Annotated in this window: 20 protein-coding genes; 14 read left to right on the top strand and 6 right to left on the bottom strand. The window is 52.7% G+C overall.

The window, feature by feature from the left end; genetic code table 11:
• The first annotated feature begins 73 nt into the window (after positions 1 to 73).
• From dnaB to WH298_RS11260, 7 genes are all read left to right on the top strand, one after another.
• Positions 74 to 1,480: a replicative DNA helicase gene (gene dnaB, locus WH298_RS11230; RefSeq protein WP_036621482.1), complete on the top strand. Its 1,407-nt coding sequence runs from the start codon at positions 74 to 76 to the stop codon at positions 1,478 to 1,480.
• A gap of 128 nt (positions 1,481 to 1,608) precedes the next feature.
• Positions 1,609 to 2,100, top strand: a complete 492-nt coding sequence (locus tag WH298_RS11235; protein ID WP_008109951.1) for an Lrp/AsnC family transcriptional regulator — start codon at positions 1,609 to 1,611, stop codon at positions 2,098 to 2,100.
• A gap of 228 nt (positions 2,101 to 2,328) precedes the next feature.
• Complete coding sequence (locus WH298_RS11240; RefSeq protein ID WP_009128614.1) at positions 2,329 to 2,943, top strand: YitT family protein; 615 nt, start codon at positions 2,329 to 2,331, stop codon at positions 2,941 to 2,943.
• Between the two features lie 48 nt (positions 2,944 to 2,991).
• The gene (locus tag WH298_RS11245) at positions 2,992 to 4,185 is read left to right on the top strand and encodes an amino acid aminotransferase (protein ID WP_152929118.1); all 1,194 of its coding nucleotides are present in this window, start codon (positions 2,992 to 2,994) and stop codon (positions 4,183 to 4,185) included.
• 220 nt (positions 4,186 to 4,405) lie between these two features.
• A complete protein-coding gene (locus tag WH298_RS11250) occupies positions 4,406 to 5,893 on the top strand; it encodes a catalase (protein WP_180823716.1) in 1,488 nt (495 codons plus the stop codon).
• A 108-nt stretch (positions 5,894 to 6,001) separates the two neighbouring features.
• Positions 6,002 to 6,418: a secondary thiamine-phosphate synthase enzyme YjbQ gene (locus WH298_RS11255; RefSeq protein WP_049851282.1), complete on the top strand. Its 417-nt coding sequence runs from the start codon at positions 6,002 to 6,004 to the stop codon at positions 6,416 to 6,418.
• Positions 6,419 to 6,421: 3 nt separating this feature from the next.
• Complete coding sequence (locus WH298_RS11260) at positions 6,422 to 6,772, top strand: MmcQ/YjbR family DNA-binding protein (RefSeq protein WP_009128623.1); 351 nt, start codon at positions 6,422 to 6,424, stop codon at positions 6,770 to 6,772.
• Positions 6,773 to 6,778: 6 nt separating this feature from the next.
• Here the strand turns inward: WH298_RS11260 and WH298_RS11265 are convergent, their stop codons facing one another.
• Both WH298_RS11265 and uvrA read right to left on the bottom strand, forming a co-directional pair.
• A complete protein-coding gene (locus tag WH298_RS11265; protein WP_180822869.1) occupies positions 6,779 to 7,843 on the bottom strand; it encodes an NAD(P)-dependent alcohol dehydrogenase in 1,065 nt (354 codons plus the stop codon).
• Positions 7,844 to 8,061: 218 nt separating this feature from the next.
• The gene (gene uvrA / locus WH298_RS11270) at positions 8,062 to 10,890 is read right to left on the bottom strand and encodes an excinuclease ABC subunit UvrA (protein WP_180822870.1); all 2,829 of its coding nucleotides are present in this window, start codon (positions 10,888 to 10,890) and stop codon (positions 8,062 to 8,064) included.
• A gap of 224 nt (positions 10,891 to 11,114) precedes the next feature.
• Between uvrA and ssb1 the strand changes: the two genes are divergently transcribed.
• Positions 11,115 to 11,669, top strand: coding sequence for a single-stranded DNA-binding protein SSB1 (ssb1, locus tag WH298_RS11275; protein ID WP_009128630.1), 555 nt, complete (start codon positions 11,115 to 11,117; stop codon positions 11,667 to 11,669).
• A 101-nt stretch (positions 11,670 to 11,770) separates the two neighbouring features.
• On the opposite strand, the gene WH298_RS11280 is transcribed toward ssb1, so the two are convergent.
• Positions 11,771 to 12,298 (bottom strand): isochorismatase family protein, encoded by a 528-nt coding sequence (locus WH298_RS11280; protein WP_180822871.1) that lies wholly within the window; start codon positions 12,296 to 12,298, stop codon positions 11,771 to 11,773.
• A 122-nt stretch (positions 12,299 to 12,420) separates the two neighbouring features.
• Here WH298_RS11280 and WH298_RS11285 point away from each other — a divergent pair, with 122 nt between their 5' ends.
• Both WH298_RS11285 and WH298_RS11290 read left to right on the top strand, forming a co-directional pair.
• A complete protein-coding gene (locus tag WH298_RS11285) occupies positions 12,421 to 13,251 on the top strand; it encodes an AraC family ligand binding domain-containing protein (protein WP_180822872.1) in 831 nt (276 codons plus the stop codon).
• Positions 13,252 to 13,323: 72 nt separating this feature from the next.
• On the top strand, positions 13,324 to 14,277 hold the full coding sequence (locus WH298_RS11290) for a DMT family transporter (protein ID WP_180822873.1): 954 nt from the start codon (positions 13,324 to 13,326) through the stop codon (positions 14,275 to 14,277).
• A 932-nt stretch (positions 14,278 to 15,209) separates the two neighbouring features.
• On the opposite strand, the gene WH298_RS11295 is transcribed toward WH298_RS11290, so the two are convergent.
• Positions 15,210 to 15,605: an IS3 family transposase gene (locus WH298_RS11295; protein WP_008109970.1), complete on the bottom strand. Its 396-nt coding sequence runs from the start codon at positions 15,603 to 15,605 to the stop codon at positions 15,210 to 15,212.
• A 525-nt stretch (positions 15,606 to 16,130) separates the two neighbouring features.
• Here WH298_RS11295 and WH298_RS11300 point away from each other — a divergent pair.
• Positions 16,131 to 17,387: an MATE family efflux transporter gene (locus WH298_RS11300; RefSeq protein WP_009128638.1), complete on the top strand. Its 1,257-nt coding sequence runs from the start codon at positions 16,131 to 16,133 to the stop codon at positions 17,385 to 17,387.
• Between the two features lie 8 nt (positions 17,388 to 17,395).
• The gene (locus WH298_RS11305; protein WP_009128641.1) at positions 17,396 to 18,346 is read left to right on the top strand and encodes an ATP-grasp fold amidoligase family protein; all 951 of its coding nucleotides are present in this window, start codon (positions 17,396 to 17,398) and stop codon (positions 18,344 to 18,346) included.
• 56 nt (positions 18,347 to 18,402) lie between these two features.
• Here WH298_RS11305 and WH298_RS11310 read toward each other — a convergent pair whose 3' ends face one another.
• Positions 18,403 to 18,684, bottom strand: coding sequence for a YjcB family protein (locus WH298_RS11310; RefSeq protein ID WP_008109973.1), 282 nt, complete (start codon positions 18,682 to 18,684; stop codon positions 18,403 to 18,405).
• Positions 18,685 to 18,941: 257 nt separating this feature from the next.
• Complete coding sequence (gene soxS, locus WH298_RS11315; protein ID WP_036621487.1) at positions 18,942 to 19,373, bottom strand: superoxide response transcriptional regulator SoxS; 432 nt, start codon at positions 19,371 to 19,373, stop codon at positions 18,942 to 18,944.
• 98 nt (positions 19,374 to 19,471) lie between these two features.
• Here soxS and soxR point away from each other — a divergent pair, with 98 nt between their 5' ends.
• Positions 19,472 to 19,948: a redox-sensitive transcriptional activator SoxR gene (gene soxR, locus WH298_RS11320; RefSeq protein WP_009128647.1), complete on the top strand. Its 477-nt coding sequence runs from the start codon at positions 19,472 to 19,474 to the stop codon at positions 19,946 to 19,948.
• Positions 19,949 to 19,990: 42 nt separating this feature from the next.
• A complete protein-coding gene (locus tag WH298_RS11325; RefSeq protein WP_009128649.1) occupies positions 19,991 to 20,656 on the top strand; it encodes a glutathione S-transferase family protein in 666 nt (221 codons plus the stop codon).
• The last annotated feature ends 212 nt before the right edge of the window (positions 20,657 to 20,868 follow it).

Below are 20,868 nucleotides of genomic sequence, written 5' to 3' on the forward strand. Positions count from 1 at the left end.
TCTGACTCCTGTGATTGTTCATCCTGGGACGGTATACTTGCGCGTCCCTTTCACGATCGGTAATGCATTCACTATGGCAGGAAATAAACCCACCAACAAATCGAACGAACCCCGCGATCGGCAGCTGGAAGGCGTGAAAATGCCGCCGCATTCCATAGAAGCGGAGCAGTCGGTGCTCGGTGGGTTAATGCTGGATAACCAGCGCTGGGACAACGTCTCTGAACGCGTCGTCGCCAACGATTTCTTCAACCGCTCGCACCGCATGATTTTCACAGAGATGCAGCGTTTGCTGGAGGCGGGCCAACCGATCGACCTGATAACGCTGTCTGAATCACTGGAAACGCTGGGTGAATTAGAGATGGCGGGCGGCTTCGCCTATCTGGCCGAACTGGCGAAAAACACCCCAAGTGCGGCGAATATCGGTGCCTATGCCGATATCGTGCGTGAACGTGCGGTCGTGCGCGAAATGATCTCGGTGGCGAACCAAATCGCCGATGCGGGTTACGATCCGCAGGGACGCAGCAGCGAAGACCTGCTCGATTTCGCCGAATCTAACGTCTTCAAAATCGCTGAGCAGCGCGCCAATAAAGATCAGGGGCCGCAGAACATCGAGCAGATTCTGGAAGCCACGGTATCGCGCATTGAGGCGTTGGTCTCCACGCCGCACGATGGCGTCACCGGCGTCGATACCGGTTATCAGGATTTGAACAAAAAAACTGCCGGATTACAGGGCTCAGATCTGATTATCGTCGCGGCGCGTCCGTCGATGGGTAAAACCACGTTCGCCATGAACCTGTGTGAAAACGCCGCCATGTTGCAGGATAAGCCAGTACTGATTTTCAGTCTGGAGATGCCCAGCGAACAGCTGATGATGCGTATGCTGGCGTCGCTGTCGCGCGTGGACCAGACGCGTATTCGTACCGGTCAGTTGGAAGATGAGGATTGGGCGCGCATCTCTGCCACCATGGGGATTTTGCTTGAGAAGAAGAACATGTTTATTGATGACTCTTCTGGCCTGACGCCAACCGAAGTGCGTTCGCGCGCGCGACGCATCTTCCGAGAAAACGGTGGATTGAGCTTAATCATGATCGACTACCTGCAACTGATGCGTGTACCGGCGCTGTCGGATAACCGTACGTTAGAGATCGCCGAGATCTCGCGCTCGCTCAAAGCGCTGGCCAAAGAGTTGAATGTGCCGGTCGTCGCACTGTCGCAGCTGAACCGCTCGCTGGAGCAGCGCGCCGATAAGCGCCCGGTCAACTCGGATCTGCGTGAATCCGGCTCGATCGAGCAGGACGCCGACTTGATCATGTTCATCTATCGTGACGAGGTGTATCACGAAAACAGCGATCTGAAAGGCATCGCCGAGATCATCCTCGGTAAGCAGCGTAACGGCCCGATCGGTACGGTACGTTTGACCTTTAATGGTCAATGGTCGCGTTTTGATAACTATGCTGGCCCGCAATACGACGACGAATAATCCTTTCTCCGCAGATGCATGCACGATTTGTGCATGCATTTCACGTCATCAGAAAATAGTGTTGGACAACCCCGGCGTTAATCAGGTTATCTGTAACAAAGCGCACTCAATAACGCTGTGGAAACAGAATGACTCAGGTAGACGATCACGACCTTAAGATATTGACTCTATTACAATCTAATGGACGCCTCACCAATCAAGAACTCAGCGATTTAGTCGGACTTTCGGCGTCACAATGTTCACGTCGCCGCATCAATCTTGAGCAGGCAAATCTCATTCTTGGCTATCACGCTCGCCTGTCGCCAGACGCGGTTGGCTTGGGCATGGTGGGATTAATTGAAGTGAGATTGAAAAACCATACGCCGGATTATGAAGAGAGCTTCCATCGCATGGTGGAAGAGGAAGCGGCGATTGTTGATGCTTTCAAAACGACCGGCGATGCCGATTATCTTCTGAAGGTGGCGGTCGCCGATTTAGCCTCACTCAGCGCGTTGATCAGCCAGTTAGTGGCCGGCCATCAGAGTGTCGCCCACGTAAAAACCTCCGTGGTTTTAAGCCGTCTCAAAGAGAACGGTTTGATGATGATTCCCCAGCACAAAACGCGCCAAAAAAGTGCATGATGTGCTAATCTGGTGCAATAATTGCCGTATTAATGCAAAAAACGCGCACCAGAAAATGGATTTGTGCATAAGTTGATGGTTTGAGTCCTGATTGATGCACAAAAACCTGCAATAAAGCGCCTTAGTTATCAATTGGATAATCACTGGCACCCATCGGCGGCTAACATAGGTCGCCGATGTGGTGCGTTTTTTGCATTTGAAGGGCATCATTTGCAATGAGATTAACCCATGGATAACGTTGTTCAACCCACTAAAGTTCCTCACTCACTCGTTGAAGATGCGCTGGCGATCGTGCTCGGCACGCTGATGGTGTCTTTTGGTGTCATCATGCTGAAACAAGCCGGCGCGTTGACCGGCAGCTCGGCGGGTATTGCCTTTTTGATCAGCTATTTGTCGCCGCTCTCCTTTGGTAGCGCGTTCTTCCTGATCAACCTGCCATTTTACTGGCTGGCGGTACGCCGCATGGGCTGGGAATTCACCCTGAAAACCTTCTGCGCGGTGGGTTTGGTTTCGCTGTTTACCCATCTGCACCCGCTGTTTGTGCATTTTTCTGCGCTAAATCCGTTTTATGCGACACTGTTCGGTAACGTGGTGATGGGCGTTGGGTTTATAGTGTTGTTCCGTCACAAAGCCAGCCTCGGCGGCATCAATATTCTGGCGCTCTGGTTGCAGGACCGCATCGGTCTGCGTGCCGGAAAACTGCAGATGGCGGTCGATACCTGCGTGGTGTTAGCCTCGCTGTTTGTGGTGTCGTTACCCATGCTGTTGGCCTCAATTGCGGGCGCGGTGATCCTTAATCTCATCATCGCAATGAATCATCGTCCCGGCCGTTACCTGGTTTAATGACGCCTCTTTACCTCTTATTTATGACCAATCATGGAGATCTGCACCGTGTTTCAAAACGTTGATGCTTATGCCGGCGATCCGATTCTGTCGCTGATGGAAACTTTCAAACAAGATCCGCGCGATAACAAAGTAAACCTAAGCATTGGTCTCTATTACAACGAAGCGGGCATTATTCCTCAGCTGCAGGCCGTTGCCGCAGCGGAAGAGCGTCTGCAGGCGCAGCCGCATCAGGCGTCACTGTATCTGCCGATGGAAGGTTTGAACGCTTACCGTAACGCGATTGCACCGCTGCTGTTTGGTAAACAACATCCGATGCTGCAAGCGGGTCGCATTGCATCCATCCAGACGCTGGGTGGTTCGGGCGCACTGAAAGTCGGTGCCGATTTCCTGAAGCGCTACTTCCCTGCTTCAAACGTGTGGGTGAGCGATCCAACGTGGGAAAACCACATCGCGATCTTCAACGGTGCGGGTTTCGACGTGGATACCTATCCGTGGTACGACGCTGAGACCAACGGCGTGAAGTTTGATGCGTTCATTGCCAAACTGAAAACGTTGCCGAAGCAATCCATCGTGCTGCTGCATCCGTGCTGCCACAACCCAACCGGCGCCGATCTGACTAACGCGCAGTGGGATGAAACCACCGAAGTCCTGAAAGCGCAGGAGCTGATTCCGTTCCTCGATATCGCCTATCAGGGCTTTGGGGCGGGCATGGAAGAAGATGCTTATGCGATTCGCGCGATTGCGGCAGCCGGTTTGCCTGCGCTGGTCAGCAACTCATTCTCTAAAATCTTCTCGCTATACGGCGAGCGCGTCGGCGGACTTTCTATCGTGTGCGACAGTGCAGAAGAGTCGGCGCGTGTCCTCGGCCAGTTGAAAGCTACCGTACGTCGTAACTACTCCAGCCCGCCAAACTTTGGTGCTCAGGTTGTTTCCTGCGTGCTGAATGACGAGGCGTTGCTGAACAACTGGCTGGCCGAAGTGGAAGCCATGCGTCTGCGTATTATTGAGATGCGCCAGGCGCTGGTGAAGGTGTTGAGCACTAAGCTGCCAGGGCAAAACTTTGATTACCTGCTGAAGCAGCGCGGTATGTTCAGCTACACCGGTTTGAGCGCACAGCAGGTTGATCGCCTGCGCGATGAGTTCGGCGTGTACCTGATCGCCAGCGGCCGTATGTGCGTAGCTGGCCTGAACAGCCGTAACGTTAATCAGGTTGCTGAGGCGTTTGCTGCGGTGATGTAACTCTTTTTGCGCGCCGCTGTTTAACTGAACCACCCAGCTTTAACGCGGGTGGTTTTTTTATGCGTATGATTAAGACGGTTCTTGTGGGGAGCGGTGGGATGCGACGTTAGTTTTGGCGGGCTTTTATCTGGTCGGAAGCCGCCAGAAACCAGGAAGTCTAACAATAAGGAATCGCCCCATGAACCATTTCTCTACCGCACTGAAACCCCTCTGTTATGCCATGACATTGGCCCTCTCGCTGCCTACCTTTGCGACTGAATTGACGCGTGACAATGGCGCACCGGTCGGTGATAACCAGAATTCGCAAACCGCGGGTGAGCACGGCGCCGTGTTGCTGCAGGATGTGCAGCTGATTCAAAAGCTGCAGCGTTTTGACCGTGAACGTATTCCGGAGCGCGTAGTGCACGCGCGCGGCACCGGCGCACACGGTGAGTTCCGCGCCAGCAAAGACATCAGTGATTTGACGATGGCAGACGTGTTCAAGCCAGGCAGCGTGACGCCGGTGTTTGTGCGCTTCTCGTCGGTGGTGCACAGCAAACATTCGCCGGAGACGCTGCGAGATCCGCGCGGTTTCGCCACCAAATTTTACACCAGCCAGGGCAACTGGGATTTAGTCGGTAACAACCTGCCGGTGTTCTTCATCCGCGATGCGATCAAATTCCCGGACATGGTGCATGCCTTTAAGCCCGATCCGCGCACCAACCTGGGCAATGATGCCCGCACCTTTGATTTCTTCTCACACGTGCCAGAAGCCACGCACGGTCTGACCATGCTGTTCTCCAACATGGGCACACCCGCTAACTATCGCCAGATGGATGGCAACAGCGTGCACGCCTACAAATTCGTTAACGCGAAAGGCGAAGTGCACTACGTGAAGTTCCACTGGAAAACGCTGCAGGGCGAGAAAAATCTCGATCCTGCTGAAGTCGCAGCGATTCAAAGCGGCACCTTTAGTCATATGACCGAAGATTTGGTGGCGGCGATCAACAATAAAGCCTATCCGAAATGGGATCTCTACATTCAAACCATCAAAGCCAGCGATATCGATAAGTTCGATTTCAATCCACTGGATGCGACCAAAATCTGGCCGGGCATTGCTGAAGTGAAAGTGGGGCAGATGGAGCTCAACCGCAACGTCGATAACTTCTTCCAGGAGACCGAGCAGGTAGCGATGGCGCCATCGAATCTGGTGCCGGGCATTGAGGCATCGGAAGATCGTCTGCTGCAAGGGCGTTTGTTCTCGTACGCTGATACCCAGATGTATCGCATCGGCGCTAATGGGCTAAGTTTGCCGGTCAACGCGCCGCGCGTGCTGGTCAGCAACGGCAATCAGGATGGCGCCATGAACAGCGGTAAGGCCGACGATCATGGCGTGAACTATCAGCCTAGCCGCATCTATCCACGTGAAGAACTGCAAAGTGCGCGTTATAGCCACAGTCCGCTGAGCGGTGTGACGCAGCAGGCCACCCTCGCCAAAACGCAGAACTTCAAGCAGGCTGGCGAGCTGTATCGTTCCTTTAACGATAAAGAGAAAAGCGATCTGATTACCTCGCTGGGCGGGGCGCTGAAAGGTGTCGATGTGCAAAGCCGCGCCATCATGCTGTCGTATTTCTATAAAGCCGATAAAGAGTATGGCGAGCGTCTGGCCGCGATGACTAAAGATGATGTGGGCAGCATCAAAGCGATGGCCGCTAAGCTGAACGACTAACCTTCAGGCGGCAGACTTCACGCTCTGCCGCTTTTTCCTTGTCATAGGGTTTACCTTTCGCTGACATGCTGCACACTTAAACGGTGTGTTTCATTTTAGGATTCTGGCATGTGGCATCAACAAACTCTGACGCTGAGCGCCAAAGCGCGCGGTTTTCATCTCATCACCGACGAGATTGTCGGCCAGCTTAACGGCTTAACCGATGTGCGCATTGGTCAGCTGCATCTCTTGCTACAGCACACTTCGGCGTCACTGACGCTGAATGAAAATTGTGATCCCACGGTGCGCAGCGATATGGAGCAGCACTTCTTACGTCATGTTCCGGAAAATGCACCTTATCAGCACGATTACGAAGGGGCCGATGACATGCCCGCTCACATCAAATCATCGTTACTGGGTGTTTCACTCCTGATTCCGGTAAGTCGCGGGCGCTTGTTACTGGGCACGTGGCAGGGAATCTGGCTGGGTGAGCATCGCGTACATGGCGGCGCGCGGCGCATTGTTGCGACCTTACAAGGGGAATAAAACATGAACACTTCGGATTTACTGACTTACTGCATGGGCAAGCCAGGCGCAGAGCAGAGCTACAAAGACGTGTGGCAAGCGACGCAAATTAAAAGCGAAGGCGTGCTGTTTGCCATGCTATATGAGGTGAAAGGGCGGCCAGCATTATCGCTGAAAGCGTCACCCGCACTGGCGGATTTACTGCGAGAGGAACATAGCGATGTGTTTCCCAGTGAGCATTTAAATAAGTCGCACTGGAGCACGCTGTGGCTGGATGGTTCACTGAAGGATTCGCAGATTTACTATCTGGTGGATGCCTCCTGGCAACAGGCTGACGCCACGCGCGCGGCGGGCGTCAACCATGATGAGAACTGAGGCCGGTTAAGCCGCAGACTCTTCGCGCAGGGTGTTGATATCAATCACGAAACGATATTTTACGTCGCTTTTCAGCATACGTTCGTAGGCTTCGTTGATTTGGTTCATCGCGATCAGCTCGATATCCGAGGTGATGCCGTGCTTGCCACAGAAATCCAGCATCTCCTGGGTTTCTGCAATGCCGCCAATCAGTGAACCGGCGACGCTACGACGTTTAAAGATCAGGTTAAATACCTGCGGTGCCGGGTGATCGTGCTCCGGTGCGCCAACCAGCGTCATGTTGCCGTCGCGCTTCAGCAGGGTGATGAACGGGTTGAGATCGTGCTGCGCCGCAACGGTATTCAGTATGAAGTCAAAGCTATTGGTATGCTGTGCCATCTGATCGGCATCTTTCGAGATCACCACTTCATCTGCGCCGAGGCGCTTACCGTCTTCAATTTTGGACGGTGACGTGGTGAACAGCACCACATGCGCACCCATAGCATGGGTCAGCTTCACGCCCATGTGGCCCAGACCGCCGAGGCCGACGATACCCACTTTTTTACCCGGACCCACGTTCCAGTGGCGCAGCGGTGAGTAAGTGGTGATACCGGCACACAGCAGAGGTGCAACACCTGCCAGATCGAGATTTTCCGGCACGCGCAGTACGAAGCTTTCATCTACCACCATGTTGGTGGCGTAGCCGCCGTAGGTGATGGCGCCGGTTTCGCGGTCTTCACCGTTATAGGTGCCGACAAAACCATTTTCGCAATACTGCTCCAGTCCTTCCTGGCAGCTAGGACAGCTGCGGCAGGAATCAACCATACAACCAACGCCGACCAGGTCACCCACTTTATAGTTGTGTGTGTGAGCGCCAACGGCAGTCACGCGGCCCACGATTTCATGGCCAGGTACCACTGGGAAAATGGTGTTGCGCCATTCATTGCGCGCGGTATGCAAGTCTGAGTGGCAAACGCCACAGTACAACACTTCAATCTGCACATCATGAGCGCGCAGTTCGCGTGGCTTAAAGTCGAACGGGGCGAGTTTTGCTTTCGCGTCCTGTGCGGCATAGGCATGCGTAATATTCATGGTGTCTCCAGTCGGATGTGTCGTGAGTTTTATGCGGGATCCCGTTCAGCGGACTGAAGGGATAAAGGGCGTATGGACGCCAAAAGGAACGCTGTAAGGATAGTCAGCAGGATGAAATGCGTATATGCCTGAAGTTGTCTGATTCTTGCCTGTTCCTGCATTTCGCTGTGGGAATTGGCAGCAAAAATAAGGCCCGCATTAGCGGGCCTGAGAGAAAATCACTTTTTCAACATTGGCTTAAGGAAACGTGCCGTGTGTGATTTTTCACACTCTGCCACCGTTTCTGGCGTGCCGGAAATCAGGATTTCCCCGCCGCCGCTGCCACCTTCCGGACCAAGATCGACAATCCAGTCAGCGGTTTTGACCACGTCGAGATTGTGCTCAATCACCACGATGGTGTTGCCCTGATCGCGCAGCTGATGCAGCACTTCCAGCAGTTGCTGAATATCCGCAAAGTGCAGACCGGTGGTCGGCTCATCAAGGATATACAACGTCTGGCCTGTACCGCGTTTTGACAGCTCACGCGCCAGCTTAACGCGCTGGGCTTCACCGCCTGACAGCGTCGTCGCCGACTGGCCGAGGCGGATATACGACAGGCCAACATCGATCAGCGTTTGCAGCTTACGCGCCAGCGCTGGAACGGCATCAAAGAACTCACGCGCCTCTTCGATAGTCATATCCAGCACTTCGTGGATGCTCTTGCCTTTGTATTTAATCTCCAGCGTTTCGCGGTTATAGCGTTTGCCTTTGCACTGGTCGCACGGCACGTAGATGTCAGGCAGGAAGTGCATCTCTACCTTGATCACGCCATCGCCCTGACAGGCTTCACAGCGTCCGCCGCGTACGTTAAAGCTGAAGCGGCCAGGATTGTATCCACGTGAACGCGCTTCCGGCACACCGGCGAACAGCTCGCGCACCGGCGTGAAAATGCCGGTATAGGTCGCGGGGTTAGAGCGCGGGGTACGGCCAATCGGGCTCTGATCGATATCGATCACTTTATCGAAGTGTTCGAGACCGGCGATCTCACGATAAGGCGCGGCTTCGATGGTGGTAGCCCCGTTGAGCTGGCGCTGCGCAATCGGGAACAGCGTATCGTTAATCAGCGTCGATTTACCCGAGCCGGACACGCCGGTAATACAGGTAAATAAGCCGACCGGAATCGTCAGCGTGACGTCTTTGAGGTTGTTACCGCGCGCACCCGTCAGTTTCAGTACTTTGGCGGGATCGCCTTTGACGCGCTCTTTTGGAATCGCGATCTCACGCTTGCCGCTAAGGAACTGGCCGGTGAGTGAATTTTCATTCGCCATGATCGCGTGCACATCGCCTTCCGCCACCACCTGACCACCATGCACGCCAGCGCCTGGCCCGATATCGATCACATGGTCAGCCGCGCGAATCGCATCTTCATCGTGCTCTACCACAATCACCGTATTACCGAGATCGCGCAGGTGAATCAGCGTACCTAACAGGCGTTCGTTATCGCGCTGATGCAGACCGATGGAGGGTTCATCCAGTACATACATAACGCCCACCAAGCCAGCACCAATCTGGCTGGCCAGACGAATACGCTGCGCTTCACCGCCGGAGAGCGTTTCTGCCGAGCGTGACATCGACAGGTAGTTCAAGCCGACGTTGACCAGGAAGCTCAGGCGATCGCCGATCTCTTTCAGGACTTTCTCGGCGATCTGCGCGCGTTGGCCGCTCAGCTTCATATTGGCGAAGAACTCCATCGCATGCCCGATGCTCATCTCAGAGATGGTCGGCAGGTTGGTGTTTTCGACAAAGACATGACGCGCTTCACGACGCAAACGGGTGCCTTCACAGCTGGCACAAGCGCGGTTGCTGATAAATTTCGCCAGCTCTTCGCGTACCGCGTTGGATTCCGTCTCTTTATAACGGCGCTCCATGTTGTGCAGCACGCCTTCAAACGGATGGCGGCGCACCGAAGTATCACCCCGATCGTTGATGTATTTGAATTCGATATTCTCTTTGCCGGAACCGTACAGAATCACATTGCGCGCATTGTCGCTCAGGCTATTAAACGGAGCTTCGACATCGAATTGCAGATGCTCTGCCAGCGAGCGCAGCATCTGGAAATAGTAGAAATTACGGCGATCCCAGCCGCGGATGGCGCCACCGGCCAGCGACAGCTCGGGATTCTGCACCACGCGATCGGGGTCGAAATATTGCTGCACGCCCAAGCCATCGCAGGTCGGGCAAGCGCCGGCTGGGTTGTTGAACGAGAACAGGCGCGGTTCGAGCTCGCGCATGCTATAGCCACAAATTGGGCAGGCAAAGTTCGCCGAGAACAGCATCTCTTCGGCGCTGGTATCGTCCATATCGGCGACGATCGCCGTACCACCGCTGAGTTCCAGCGTGGTTTCAAAAGATTCCGCCAGACGCGTTGCTAGGTCCTCGCGCACGCGGAAGCGGTCAATCACCACTTCGATGGTGTGTTTCTTCTGTAATTCCAGCTTCGGCGGATCCGACAGGTCGCACACTTCGCCGTCGATACGCGCACGGATATAACCCTGTGCGGCGAGATTTTCCAGCGTTTTGGTGTGTTCGCCTTTACGATCTTTCACCACTGGCGCCAGCAGCATCAGGCGACGGCCCTCTTCCTGCGACAATACCTGATCGACCATCTGGCTAACGGTTTGCGCGGCCAGCGGAACGTCATGATCCGGACAGCGCGGCTCGCCGACGCGTGCAAACAGCAGGCGCAAGTAGTCGTGAATTTCGGTTATGGTGCCGACGGTGGAACGCGGGTTATGCGAAGTCGATTTCTGCTCAATGGAGATGGCGGGCGAAAGACCTTCAATGTGGTCAACGTCCGGTTTCTCCATTAATGAAAGAAACTGGCGCGCATAGGCCGAAAGCGATTCGACATAGCGACGCTGGCCTTCAGCATACAGCGTATCAAACGCCAGCGAAGACTTACCGGAACCTGACAGACCGGTGACCACAATGAGCTTATCGCGAGGGATGATCAGGTTGATGTTCTTCAAATTATGGGTGCGAGCACCGCGGACTTCGATCTTATCCATTCACCTTTCCCGGATTGAACAACACTCGCCATGCCTTGCCAGCACGACCAGCAGAAACGCTCCATTATGGCACAAAAAATAACCTGAATAAATATCCAGTGTTTTTTGCTATTCTACTTGCTGGAAAAAAATTGGAATCCCGCTCTAAAGTGGGCACACGCCAATGTGACGTGATACAATTTTTCGCTTAGACTTTTAGCATCAACTCATCGGGAGACAGCAACATGGCCAGTCGTGGCGTAAACAAAGTGATTCTAGTCGGGAATCTGGGTCAGGATCCGGAAGTGCGCTACATGCCAAATGGTGGCGCGGTAGCCAACATTACGCTGGCCACGTCAGAAAGCTGGCGCGATAAAGCCACCGGTGAAAACAAAGAGATCACGGAATGGCATCGTGTTGTGCTGTTCGGCAAACTGGCGGAAGTGGCGGGTGAATACCTGCGTAAAGGTTCCCAGGTTTACATCGAAGGCCAGCTGCGCACCCGTAAATGGACCGACCAGAGCGGCCAGGAAAAATACACCACTGAAGTGGTTGTGAACGTTGGCGGCACCATGCAGATGCTGGGTGGACGTCAGCAGGGCGCGAACGCAGGTGGCGCACCGGCGGGCGGTCAGGGCGGCGGCAATAACAACGGTTGGGGCCAGCCACAGCAGCCACAACAGCAGCCGCAAGGCGGTGGCAACCAGTTCAGCGGCGGCGCGCAGCAGCGTCCACAGCAGCAGAGCGCACCGGCGAACAACGAACCGCCAATGGATTTTGACGACGATATTCCGTTCTGATTATTCGCCTGAACACTCGGGCGCATTGTCAATGAATCCAGAGCTGCCATTCCGTGAGGAGTGGCAGTTTTTTTTCGACTGGAGCTGAACCTATTCCTGCATTAATGCGGTCGCCATTCCCGCAGCAATGCTTCCGTTTCGCGAACCAACACCGGATTGCCCGGCATAATCAAATCTGCCCATACTTCGTTATGCTGATTGATCTGCTGCTGTGCCGAAGCATAAGTACGGTCTGCGGTGGTATGCGCATCGGCGGCGACCGTGATGTGATAGCCGAGGCTGGCGCCGACTTTAATCGTGGTATCGACACAGTAATCGGTCGCGCAGCCACAAATCACAAAGCTTTTAATCTCGAGATGATCGAGGTGGGCGGCGAGATCGGTTTGCCAGAAGCTGTCGCAGGCGGTTTTGTTGACGAAGATGGCGTTGGCTGGCTGGTGTAATTCGGGCACGATTGCCCAGCCTGCGGAGTTAGCCTCTAAACCGGGACCAACGTGCTGGATGAAGATCACCTGATCGGCTGCGGCGGTTAACTGATTGATTCGCTCACAACGTCCGGCGCCATCAAAACGCGGCGTTGCTAGCACGCCATTTTGCATATCCACTACCACAACCACGCGATTGGCCATATTTATCTCCTTTTTAAGTCGTTTTAGTGTCCGGTGAATACGCGATGAGGTAAAGCAAATCCGCTTTGCATTTATCGCTACTGCCGCGCATGCTTACAGAGGTTTTAATCCGGAGGTGTGTGGTGAAGGTGGTTCCTGAAGTCTTTCCTTGCGAGCAAGATCGTGCGCAGTTTCAGCATTTCGCTGAGCTGCCGGGCATTGAGCTTTACCAGGCGCACATCTCCCGCTACGCCTTTGAACCGCATACGCATGAAGCCTTTGGTATCGGGACGATTGAATCCGGTGCTCAGCGTTTTCGCTATCGTGGTGCCAACTACACCGCGCCTCAGCATTCGCTGGTGATGATGAATCCTGACGAACTGCATACCGGCGAATCGGCCTGCGACGAAGGCTGGCGCTATCGCATGATCTATATTGATCCGCACGAAATGGATCGTCTGACGGGCGATCGTCATTGGTGGTTCAATGATGCACTGCGCACCGATGCGCGTCTGGCGCAGCCGTTTTCTCAACTGCTGGCGCAGATGTGGCAGGCGCAAACTGCGCTGGAGCGCGAAAGCATTCTGCTTGAACTGCTGGAGTTAATGCGGCCGCTGGCACGGCAGGGACAGCAACGACCGATCGAAGGCGCACACCGCTTCGATGCGGTAAGAGACTATTTACGGGAAAACCTCGCCGAACCGGTGCGCCTCGAAGAGCTTGCTGCGCTGGCGTCACTGTCGCCATGGCATTTCCTGCGCAGCTTCAAACAACACTTCCACGTTACCCCGCATCAAATGCTGATGGCGTTTCGCTTGTTTGCCGCCAAACAACTGCTGGCGCGTGGTGCGAGTGCCGCCACGGTTGCAGCTTCGGTCGGCCTGACCGATCAGGCGCATCTCACGCGCGCCTTCGCGCATCGCTACGGCATCACACCCGGCCGCTATCAAAAACAAGTCTTCCCACTGCGCTAACCGCAATCTGCTACAAGCCTTTAACGCCAGGCTGCGTCACACTGCAGCGGAATGCCTATAAAGGAAGAGTTTATGTTTGCTGGAATACTGTTTGCCCTCGCTGCGGGGCTGATGTGGGGATTGATCTTTGTCGGCCCGCTGCTAATACCGGATTATCCGGGCACCTTACAATCGGCCGGGCGCTATGTGGCCTTTGGTTTAGTGGTGTTACCGCTCGCCTGGCTGGATCGCCGTCGTTTACGACAGCTAACGCGTAAAGATTGGTTTGAAGCGCTGAAACTGTCGCTAATCGGTAATCTGCTGTATTACGCCTTACTCGCCAGTGCGATTCAACGCACCGGCGCACCGATTTCAACGATGATTATCGGCACCTTGCCGGTGGTGATCACCGTGACCGCGAATCTCTGCTATGGCCACCTCGAAGGACGCTTGCCGTGGCGCAAGCTGACGCCCGCTCTGCTGATTATTGCCGTAGGGCTGGCTTGTGTGAATGCCGCGGAGTTGCAAACCCAGGGGCCGGATTTTGATTGGTCGCGTTATTTAACCGGTTTGCTTTTAGCCGTGCTGGCGGTGGCATGCTGGACATGGTATCCGCTGCGCAACGGTTTGTGGATGCGTGCCCATCCCCAACACAAACCCTCAAGCTGGGCGACGGCGCAAGGGTTAGTGACATTGCCGCTGGCGCTGGTGTTCTATCTATTAGTTTGCGGGCAGCTTTACTGGCAGCAACCTGGATTTGATCTGCCGTTCGGACCGCAGCCGCAACGCTTTCTATTAATGATGTTAGCAATTGGGCTGATTTGTTCCTGGTTGGGCACGCTGTGCTGGAATGCCGCCAGTCAGCGCGTGCCAACGGTGATCATGGGACCGTTAATCGTGTTTGAAACCTTAGCGGGTTTGCTGTGGACCTTCCTCTGGCGACAAAGCTGGCCGCCGCTGTTAACCGCGGTGGGTATTGGCTGTCTGATTATTGGTGTGATCAACGCGATGCGTATCAAACCGCAGCCGCAAATCACAGCGGTATAAATCAGCAAAATAACGCTGCTGAAGAATCATTTCGGCAGCGTATTCCCCTGTATTTTAAGAATTTGACCAACCCGATCTGCGGACGCTATTGCCATTTCTACCCCTCATCTGAACCTCGATATAACATTCCTGCCGAATTTAGACGCTATTTTAGTGCTCATTTGTCATAAGCCATCGTGCTCTGGCAGCGCTGTGGCGCTTAAAGGTTAGCCTTAAGGTGACCTAAACCTTCAATAAGCGGCTGTGATTCCTGCTAGCGGGGGACCTAAAGCGGCAAAAGCGCACGCAGATAACGCGAAAAACATGCATCTAACCTACCGTTTATTGCCCTTTGGCACTGAATAAAACGGCTATAAAGCCACTTTTTGCTTAAGGAGATAGTGTGGTGTTAAGAATCATTCGATGTGATGCGGATAAAAAACCATTAAGCGCAGCGATGATTAATCCCCGACTATTTATCTTTTCTAGCGCTTTTTTGCAGTTATTGTTTAGGGGAGATAACGTTTCTTATCCGGACTATTCCTGGCAGCGCGCAACGAATTTTAGTCTACGTGCATCAGCATTATGACAAATGAATGCCGGAACAGATCCACTCTAAAACAGAGTGAGTGTGTGAGCGGTTACATGCAGTTGTTCATTAATGCTTAACAGAAATGTCTGCATTCAGGTCAGATGATTAATGTTGATAAAGTAATAATCGAAGCGCCAATCTCACCGTAATGAGATTGGACTTCGTTTAAATGGCTTGAATAGAGAGACTTTTGCTGATGTGAATCTATTTTACCGCAAAAAAGGAAGCAATTCCGCGATGGAATTCATCAGGAAAAATTGGTTCGAATTGTTATGTTGTGAACGCCGAATTAAATGATCTTCATATCTTCTTGTAAGAACAAATCTCAGCATTAAGTCAAATAACATCGGCCTTAATGGTGTTAGCGATTATCTGTACCTGCAGGATAATGATAAACGCTACGGCTAATATCCAGTAAACGGCAGCTACGACGGGTACCTATGTCGAATGTGGTTTGCAGGAAGTTAACCGCCTGGCGCTTTTCATTGGTGGTGAAGAAGTTTTTCAATACGCTTTGCAGCATCTCTTTATCGGAACTCAGTGATTGCAGCTCACGCGTGAGGTTAAGAAGCTGGTCTTCTAGCTCCTTGATTTTTCTGCCTTCTTCGGAAGATAGCCCAGAAAACTTCTTCTTCCAGCTATAGAAAGTGGCCTCGGAAATGCCAAGCTCCTCACAAATTTCCCTGACTTTCACTCCCGTTTCAGAAGCTTTAATGGCATTTGTGATTTGCTCTTCGCTATATCGTGACTTTCTCATAAATGCTATTACCTTTCTTATCAATTAGTGGATGAGAATTACTGTATTAATATCTGGCACTGCAAAAACACTATTAATGCAGTATTAAAGTGCGCGATTTGAATTGCGAGGGTTAAATTAAGATATTTATAAGAAATATCATCATGGGATAAATCTTATTTTATTATGAATGCCAATGAACGCCTTCCGGGCGTTAGGTTTTTGATATAAATTCTCTCCATCCCAAATGCAGAAAAATACTACATTCCATGGAAAACGGCATAAACCCCTTACAGAAATATCGGGCTATGCCAGTAAACCTTTGCTTAGAATTTAGGCTGAAATCGTTTACATCCACTGAGTTTCGCGCCGGATTTAATCAGAATTTTCCTGAATATATTCTCTAATTATCGACGCGAGTCTCATTTTTCGGACCAGTTTGGTTTGAAGTTCTTAAAATAAGTCAGGCCCACTGAGCGCTTGTTAATTCATTTCAAGGATGTTGTACCGAAAGTTGTTGTAGTTCGTAATACTAAGGATCAGTCAATGAAATTGAGCGTAATGTCTAATGCCGCCTGGATGATGTCTGAAAAGATTGTCTCCGTGTTCGGCGTCATATTTGTGACCTCCTACGTGGCAAAATCCTTTGGCCCAACCATCTTTGGCCAAATGGCGTTTTCCGCCTCGCTATTCTCCATGGTGCAAACTGTGGCGATTTTCGGGACAGAAACCATTTTGTTTAAGCGCATCAGTAAAAGTGCGCCGAAAGGTCTGCGCCTGATGACCGTAGCGCGCAACATGCGCATGGTGTTACTGCTGCTCACTTCGCTGCCGGTGTTGATTTGGGTCTGGTACAACATGCAGGAAAATTTCCTTGCCTTTGCTCTGGCCTCGTTTATTTCTTCGGTTTTCGTCACGCAGGACACTTTCAGCGTTTATAACAACGCGCGTTTGGCTTCGCGGCTAAATACCATCGCCAACTCTGTCGGTTTGCTGCTGGGTTTCACCCTGAGTTTTGCCATCGCCTGGCTGCACCTCAATCCGCTGTGGCTGACCGTTTCGATTGTCGCCGTCACGCTGGTGCCGTACGTGATTAAGCGCTTTAACTTTTATCGCGAGAATCAGGATGTGGCGCCGCCACAAGAGAAGCGCGGTACCTATCTGCGCTATCTGCTGTACGCCGGACTGCCGCTGGCTATCTCCAGCATCTTTATCTCGGTGCAGGTGAAAGCGGCACAGATGTTCCTGGCGGGTATCGCCTCTGCGCGCGACCTCGGCCTGTTCGCTGCCGCCAATACTATTTCGGCTTCATGGATTTTTATCCCGGTCGCCATCATCACTTCCTGTTTCTCGGAAATTTTCCGTGAGCGTGGAGAAGCCGCCATCAAGCTGACAGCACGGCTTAATGGTTATGTCATGGGTGTTTCATTGTTGTTGTTAGCGGTGATCGCGATGTACGGCGAAAAAATCATCATCGCTTTGTATGGTCACGAGTACACACAGTCAGGAAGTCTCATTACGTTGTTGTCGTTAGCAACCTGCTTTTCGGCGATGGGGACCGTGGCGTATCGCTACATGGTCAAAGAAGGCGGGTTTAATTATCTGTTGAAGAAAATTGTTTGCCTGATGGTTATCAGCTTGCCGCTGTCGTGGTGGCTGATCCAAAGCTACGGCATCATGGGTGCCGCCTGGAGCGTTTTCATCTCAGAATTGCTGTCCCTTACCGTAATGAATTACTTCTTCAAAAACGGCGTCATCCAAAAAATCCAGGTTTCCTCACTCAACTACAAAACCTACAAATGAGGTCAGATATGCTCAAGTTGAAAGAAGAACTCAGAAGAAGCGTGCAGTACTTCATTAAGAAGATGCCCTGGGCTACCCAGGATCGTATCTACTACTTTCACAAGTTCCGCAGGCTGCCCAATCTGCGTGAGCCGAAAGTCTTTAACGAGAAGGTGCTGTACCGCAAATTTGTCCACGGTGATTATCAGATCTATGGCCGTCTGTCGGACAAATATTCGGTGCGCGAATACATCGCCGAGAAAGTGGGCAGCGAATACCTGATCCCACTGGTGTATGAAACCAGCGATCCAAGCTCGCTGCATACGCTGCCGAGCTGGAAAAACACGGTTATTAAGCCGAATCACGCGTCTAATATGGTCGAAATCCTGCTGGAAGAGCCGGATGCACTGAAGAAGCAGCAGATCATTAGCGACTGCCACCGCTGGCTGAAGACCGACTTTGCTAACGAAGCGCGTGAGATTCATTACCGCTACATTAAGCCGCGCATCCTGGTCGAGCAGTATATTGGCGATGGTAAAACGGCGCCGATCGATTACAAATTCCACATGTTCAATAAGCGCGATGGCAGCTTTGAATATGTGCTGCAGGTGATCTACAACCGCTGTAATCCGCTGTTGTCGATGAATTTTTACGTTAACAATCTTAACGAGGCGTATCACAAGATTCGTGATACTGGCCTGGACGTTACGCCGCAGATGGCCTCGTTACAGCACGCCCTGGCGCTGAGTAAAAAGCTGGCGAGTGATTTCGATTATGTGCGCGTGGATTGGTACATCGATAACGACCAGATCTACTTCGGCGAATTAACCTTCACGCCGGGCGCTGGCTTGGTTACCGGTCTGGATCGCGGGCTAAATCAAATGATGGGTGATATGTGGATTCAGGATCGTCGCGGTACGAAGATACCGGGCGTCACGGTGGCGGAAGTGACTATTCCGGCCGTATTGAAGAAAATTTAAGAATCACACAGCAAAATAAAAAACCCCGCGTAAGCGGGGTTTTTTATGGGCAGCGATTAAGGCATTGGCCAGTCGGTCGGCGTTTGGCTCATCACTTCGATAAAGGCGTTCTTCGAGATTTCCATAAAGTTGTGCAGATTCTCCATGCTCAGCGTAATGCCAAGCAGGCCGGTAACAAACCAGCAGGACATGCCAACCCCAATTCCCCCGCACAGCAGCGCCATTACGTGATGACTGTTTTGACGCAAACGAATTTTCATGGTGCTGGCGAAGAACATCATTACCGCGCTCAGGAGTTCCCAGCGCATAACGATCAAACTGGTGGTTAACGTAGCCATCTGTAGCAAACCTCTTAGGATCAGTGATATCCCCGACATTCGATCGACATCACGGGCGGCAAAGAAGGAAGGTCAGGGAAGCCCTTCTGGCCGTCTTACTGCAAACATGAAAGTGTGACTTGGCTCACATTATATCACTCGATTTTAAATTTTGAACAAAATTTATACCTTGTATGGTAGAAAAATTTTTATCGAAAATTGGGGGAGGAGACAGGCAGGAAAGGGGAGGTGCGCCCGCACGGGGCGCGCTGAAAAGGTTAGCTTACCGGGCAGCACTCGCCGGTAGTACGCTGGGCAAAGCTGTTCATGCTGCTATCCACACAGTCAAAGCTGAGCAAGCGCGGACGCTGAATCATCGCCTGACGGCGCATGGTATGACGATAAGCGGTCGGCGTTTGCGAGAACTGGCGGCGGAACACGCGCGAGAAAGTCTGCTGCGAGTCGTAACCGTACTGCATGGCGATATCAAATACCGGACGCTGAGTTTGACGCAGTGCTTCTGCGGCCAGCGTCAGGCGACGTTCGCGAATATAGCCACCCAGCGTTTGTTTCGTGACGGCACGGAACATACGCTGCAGATGCCATTTTGAGTAACCTGATTTTGCTGCGACTTCATCAATTGATAGCGCTTTATCCAGATTCTGATCGATCCAGTGGGTCAGCGAATGAATGATTTCCTGTTGCATCATAGCCTCATCCTTCTGATGGTTATTACCTGGTTAGAAATTCGAAGTTTTGCTGGGGTGCGAGTATAATTCCTCAAGTTAACTTGAGGTAAAGGCCCTAAATGAAAAAAGAACGCAATTACCCGAAGCCGGTGCTGACGCCGGGCGAAGTCGCCAAACGTAGCGGCGTAGCGGTCTCCGCGCTGCACTTTTATGAAACCAAAGGATTGATTTTCAGCTCGCGCAACGGCGGCAATCAACGTCGCTATAGCCGCGACGTATTGCGCCGCGTGGCGATTATTAAAATTGCGCAACGCATCGGCATTCCACTCGCCACGGTGAGCGATAGTTTGAACCATGTGCCGGCTAACAAGCGTATGTCGACGCAGGAGTGGGATGCGCTAACCCAACATTGGCGTGAAGAGCTGGATAAACGCATCGAAACGCTCACCCGCTTGCGTAACGATCTTGATGGCTGCATTGGTTGCGGCTGTTTATCGATGCGTGACTGCCCGCTGCGCAATCCGGGTGACCGCCTGGGCGAACAAGGTTCGGGTGCGGTGTTACTCGATCCCGAGCAAGACGAGCAGAAGCGTTAATCCGCTATACTTGCCAGCACACTTACCGGCAAGGAAAACCGCATGATCACCGTTCACCATCTGGAAAATTCCCGCTCGCATCGCGTGTTATGGCTGCTGGAAGAGCTGGCGGTGCCTTACCAAATTAAACGTTACCAGCGCGAGAATAGCTTGCTGGCGCCCGACTCGTTAAAGAAAGTGCATCCGCTGGGAAAATCGCCGGTTATTACCGATGGCAATCGTGTGGTTGCTGAGTCAGGCGCCATCCTTGAGTACCTGCAGCAGAAATATGACAGCGAGCATCAGCTGATGTTAAGCGATGAAGAGGAGCAGATTCAGGCGCGTTACTGGCTGCACTACGCTGAAGGATCGCTGATGCCGCTGCTGGTGATGAAGCTGGTGTTTGCGCAGCTGGGCAAAAAGCCGGTGCCGTGGCTGTTGCGTCCGGCGGGTATTGCGCTGAGCAAAGGGATTCAAAAGGCCTGGCTGAACAAACAGCTGGCGTTGCACGGCAGCGTGATCGAACAACATCTCTCGCAACATCCCTTTTTTGCCGGTTCACGATTTAGCATCGCCGATGTGCAGATGAGCTTCCCGCTGCTGGCACTGCAAATGCGCGGTTCCCTGCGTGATATGCCCGCCACCGCGCGCTGGCTGGAAACCATGCAGCAGCGCGCCGCCTGGCAGCGCGCGTTAGAGCAGGGTGGCCCGATTCAACTGCAGAGTTGATTGCGGCCAGGTCGTCATGAATGACGCCCCGACAAAGCCCATGATCGTAGGGTCGCCATTCATGGCGAGCTGGGAAACCCATTGGCTGGATTTATCCTGTATTACCCGCGATTAGTAGTTGAAAACGCCATGCCAAAGGCCAGATAATCGTTTGCCTTTTTTCCGTGTCCCCTTTTACGACCTGGAATACGCGGCGACGTAAACGTTTGCCT

The sequence above is a fragment of the Pantoea nemavictus genome (genome assembly GCF_037479095.1).
GTDB classification, from domain to species: domain Bacteria; phylum Pseudomonadota; class Gammaproteobacteria; order Enterobacterales; family Enterobacteriaceae; genus Pantoea; species Pantoea nemavictus.

What these genes read in the sequence shown, in the direction of transcription:
- WH298_RS11310 (WP_008109973.1), bottom strand. Translation starts at nt 18,684, where the DNA reads ATGGCTACGTTAACCACCAGTTTGATCGTTATGCGCTGGGAACTCCTG.
- ssb1 (WP_009128630.1), top strand. Translation starts at nt 11,115, where the DNA reads ATGGCCAGTCGTGGCGTAAACAAAGTGATTCTAGTCGGGAATCTGGGT.
- WH298_RS11240 (WP_009128614.1), top strand. Translation starts at nt 2,329, where the DNA reads ATGGATAACGTTGTTCAACCCACTAAAGTTCCTCACTCACTCGTTGAA.
- WH298_RS11325 (WP_009128649.1), top strand. Translation starts at nt 19,991, where the DNA reads ATGATCACCGTTCACCATCTGGAAAATTCCCGCTCGCATCGCGTGTTA.
- WH298_RS11260 (WP_009128623.1), top strand. Translation starts at nt 6,422, where the DNA reads ATGAACACTTCGGATTTACTGACTTACTGCATGGGCAAGCCAGGCGCA.
- soxS (WP_036621487.1), bottom strand. Translation starts at nt 19,373, where the DNA reads ATGATGCAACAGGAAATCATTCATTCGCTGACCCACTGGATCGATCAG.
- WH298_RS11235 (WP_008109951.1), top strand. Translation starts at nt 1,609, where the DNA reads ATGACTCAGGTAGACGATCACGACCTTAAGATATTGACTCTATTACAA.
- WH298_RS11250 (WP_180823716.1), top strand. Translation starts at nt 4,406, where the DNA reads ATGACATTGGCCCTCTCGCTGCCTACCTTTGCGACTGAATTGACGCGT.
- WH298_RS11290 (WP_180822873.1), top strand. Translation starts at nt 13,324, where the DNA reads ATGTTTGCTGGAATACTGTTTGCCCTCGCTGCGGGGCTGATGTGGGGA.
- WH298_RS11265 (WP_180822869.1), bottom strand. Translation starts at nt 7,843, where the DNA reads ATGAATATTACGCATGCCTATGCCGCACAGGACGCGAAAGCAAAACTC.
- WH298_RS11300 (WP_009128638.1), top strand. Translation starts at nt 16,131, where the DNA reads ATGAAATTGAGCGTAATGTCTAATGCCGCCTGGATGATGTCTGAAAAG.
- soxR (WP_009128647.1), top strand. Translation starts at nt 19,472, where the DNA reads ATGAAAAAAGAACGCAATTACCCGAAGCCGGTGCTGACGCCGGGCGAA.
- WH298_RS11295 (WP_008109970.1), bottom strand. Translation starts at nt 15,605, where the DNA reads ATGAGAAAGTCACGATATAGCGAAGAGCAAATCACAAATGCCATTAAA.
- WH298_RS11280 (WP_180822871.1), bottom strand. Translation starts at nt 12,298, where the DNA reads ATGGCCAATCGCGTGGTTGTGGTAGTGGATATGCAAAATGGCGTGCTA.
- WH298_RS11305 (WP_009128641.1), top strand. Translation starts at nt 17,396, where the DNA reads ATGCTCAAGTTGAAAGAAGAACTCAGAAGAAGCGTGCAGTACTTCATT.
- dnaB (WP_036621482.1), top strand. Translation starts at nt 74, where the DNA reads ATGGCAGGAAATAAACCCACCAACAAATCGAACGAACCCCGCGATCGG.
- WH298_RS11255 (WP_049851282.1), top strand. Translation starts at nt 6,002, where the DNA reads ATGTGGCATCAACAAACTCTGACGCTGAGCGCCAAAGCGCGCGGTTTT.
- uvrA (WP_180822870.1), bottom strand. Translation starts at nt 10,890, where the DNA reads ATGGATAAGATCGAAGTCCGCGGTGCTCGCACCCATAATTTGAAGAAC.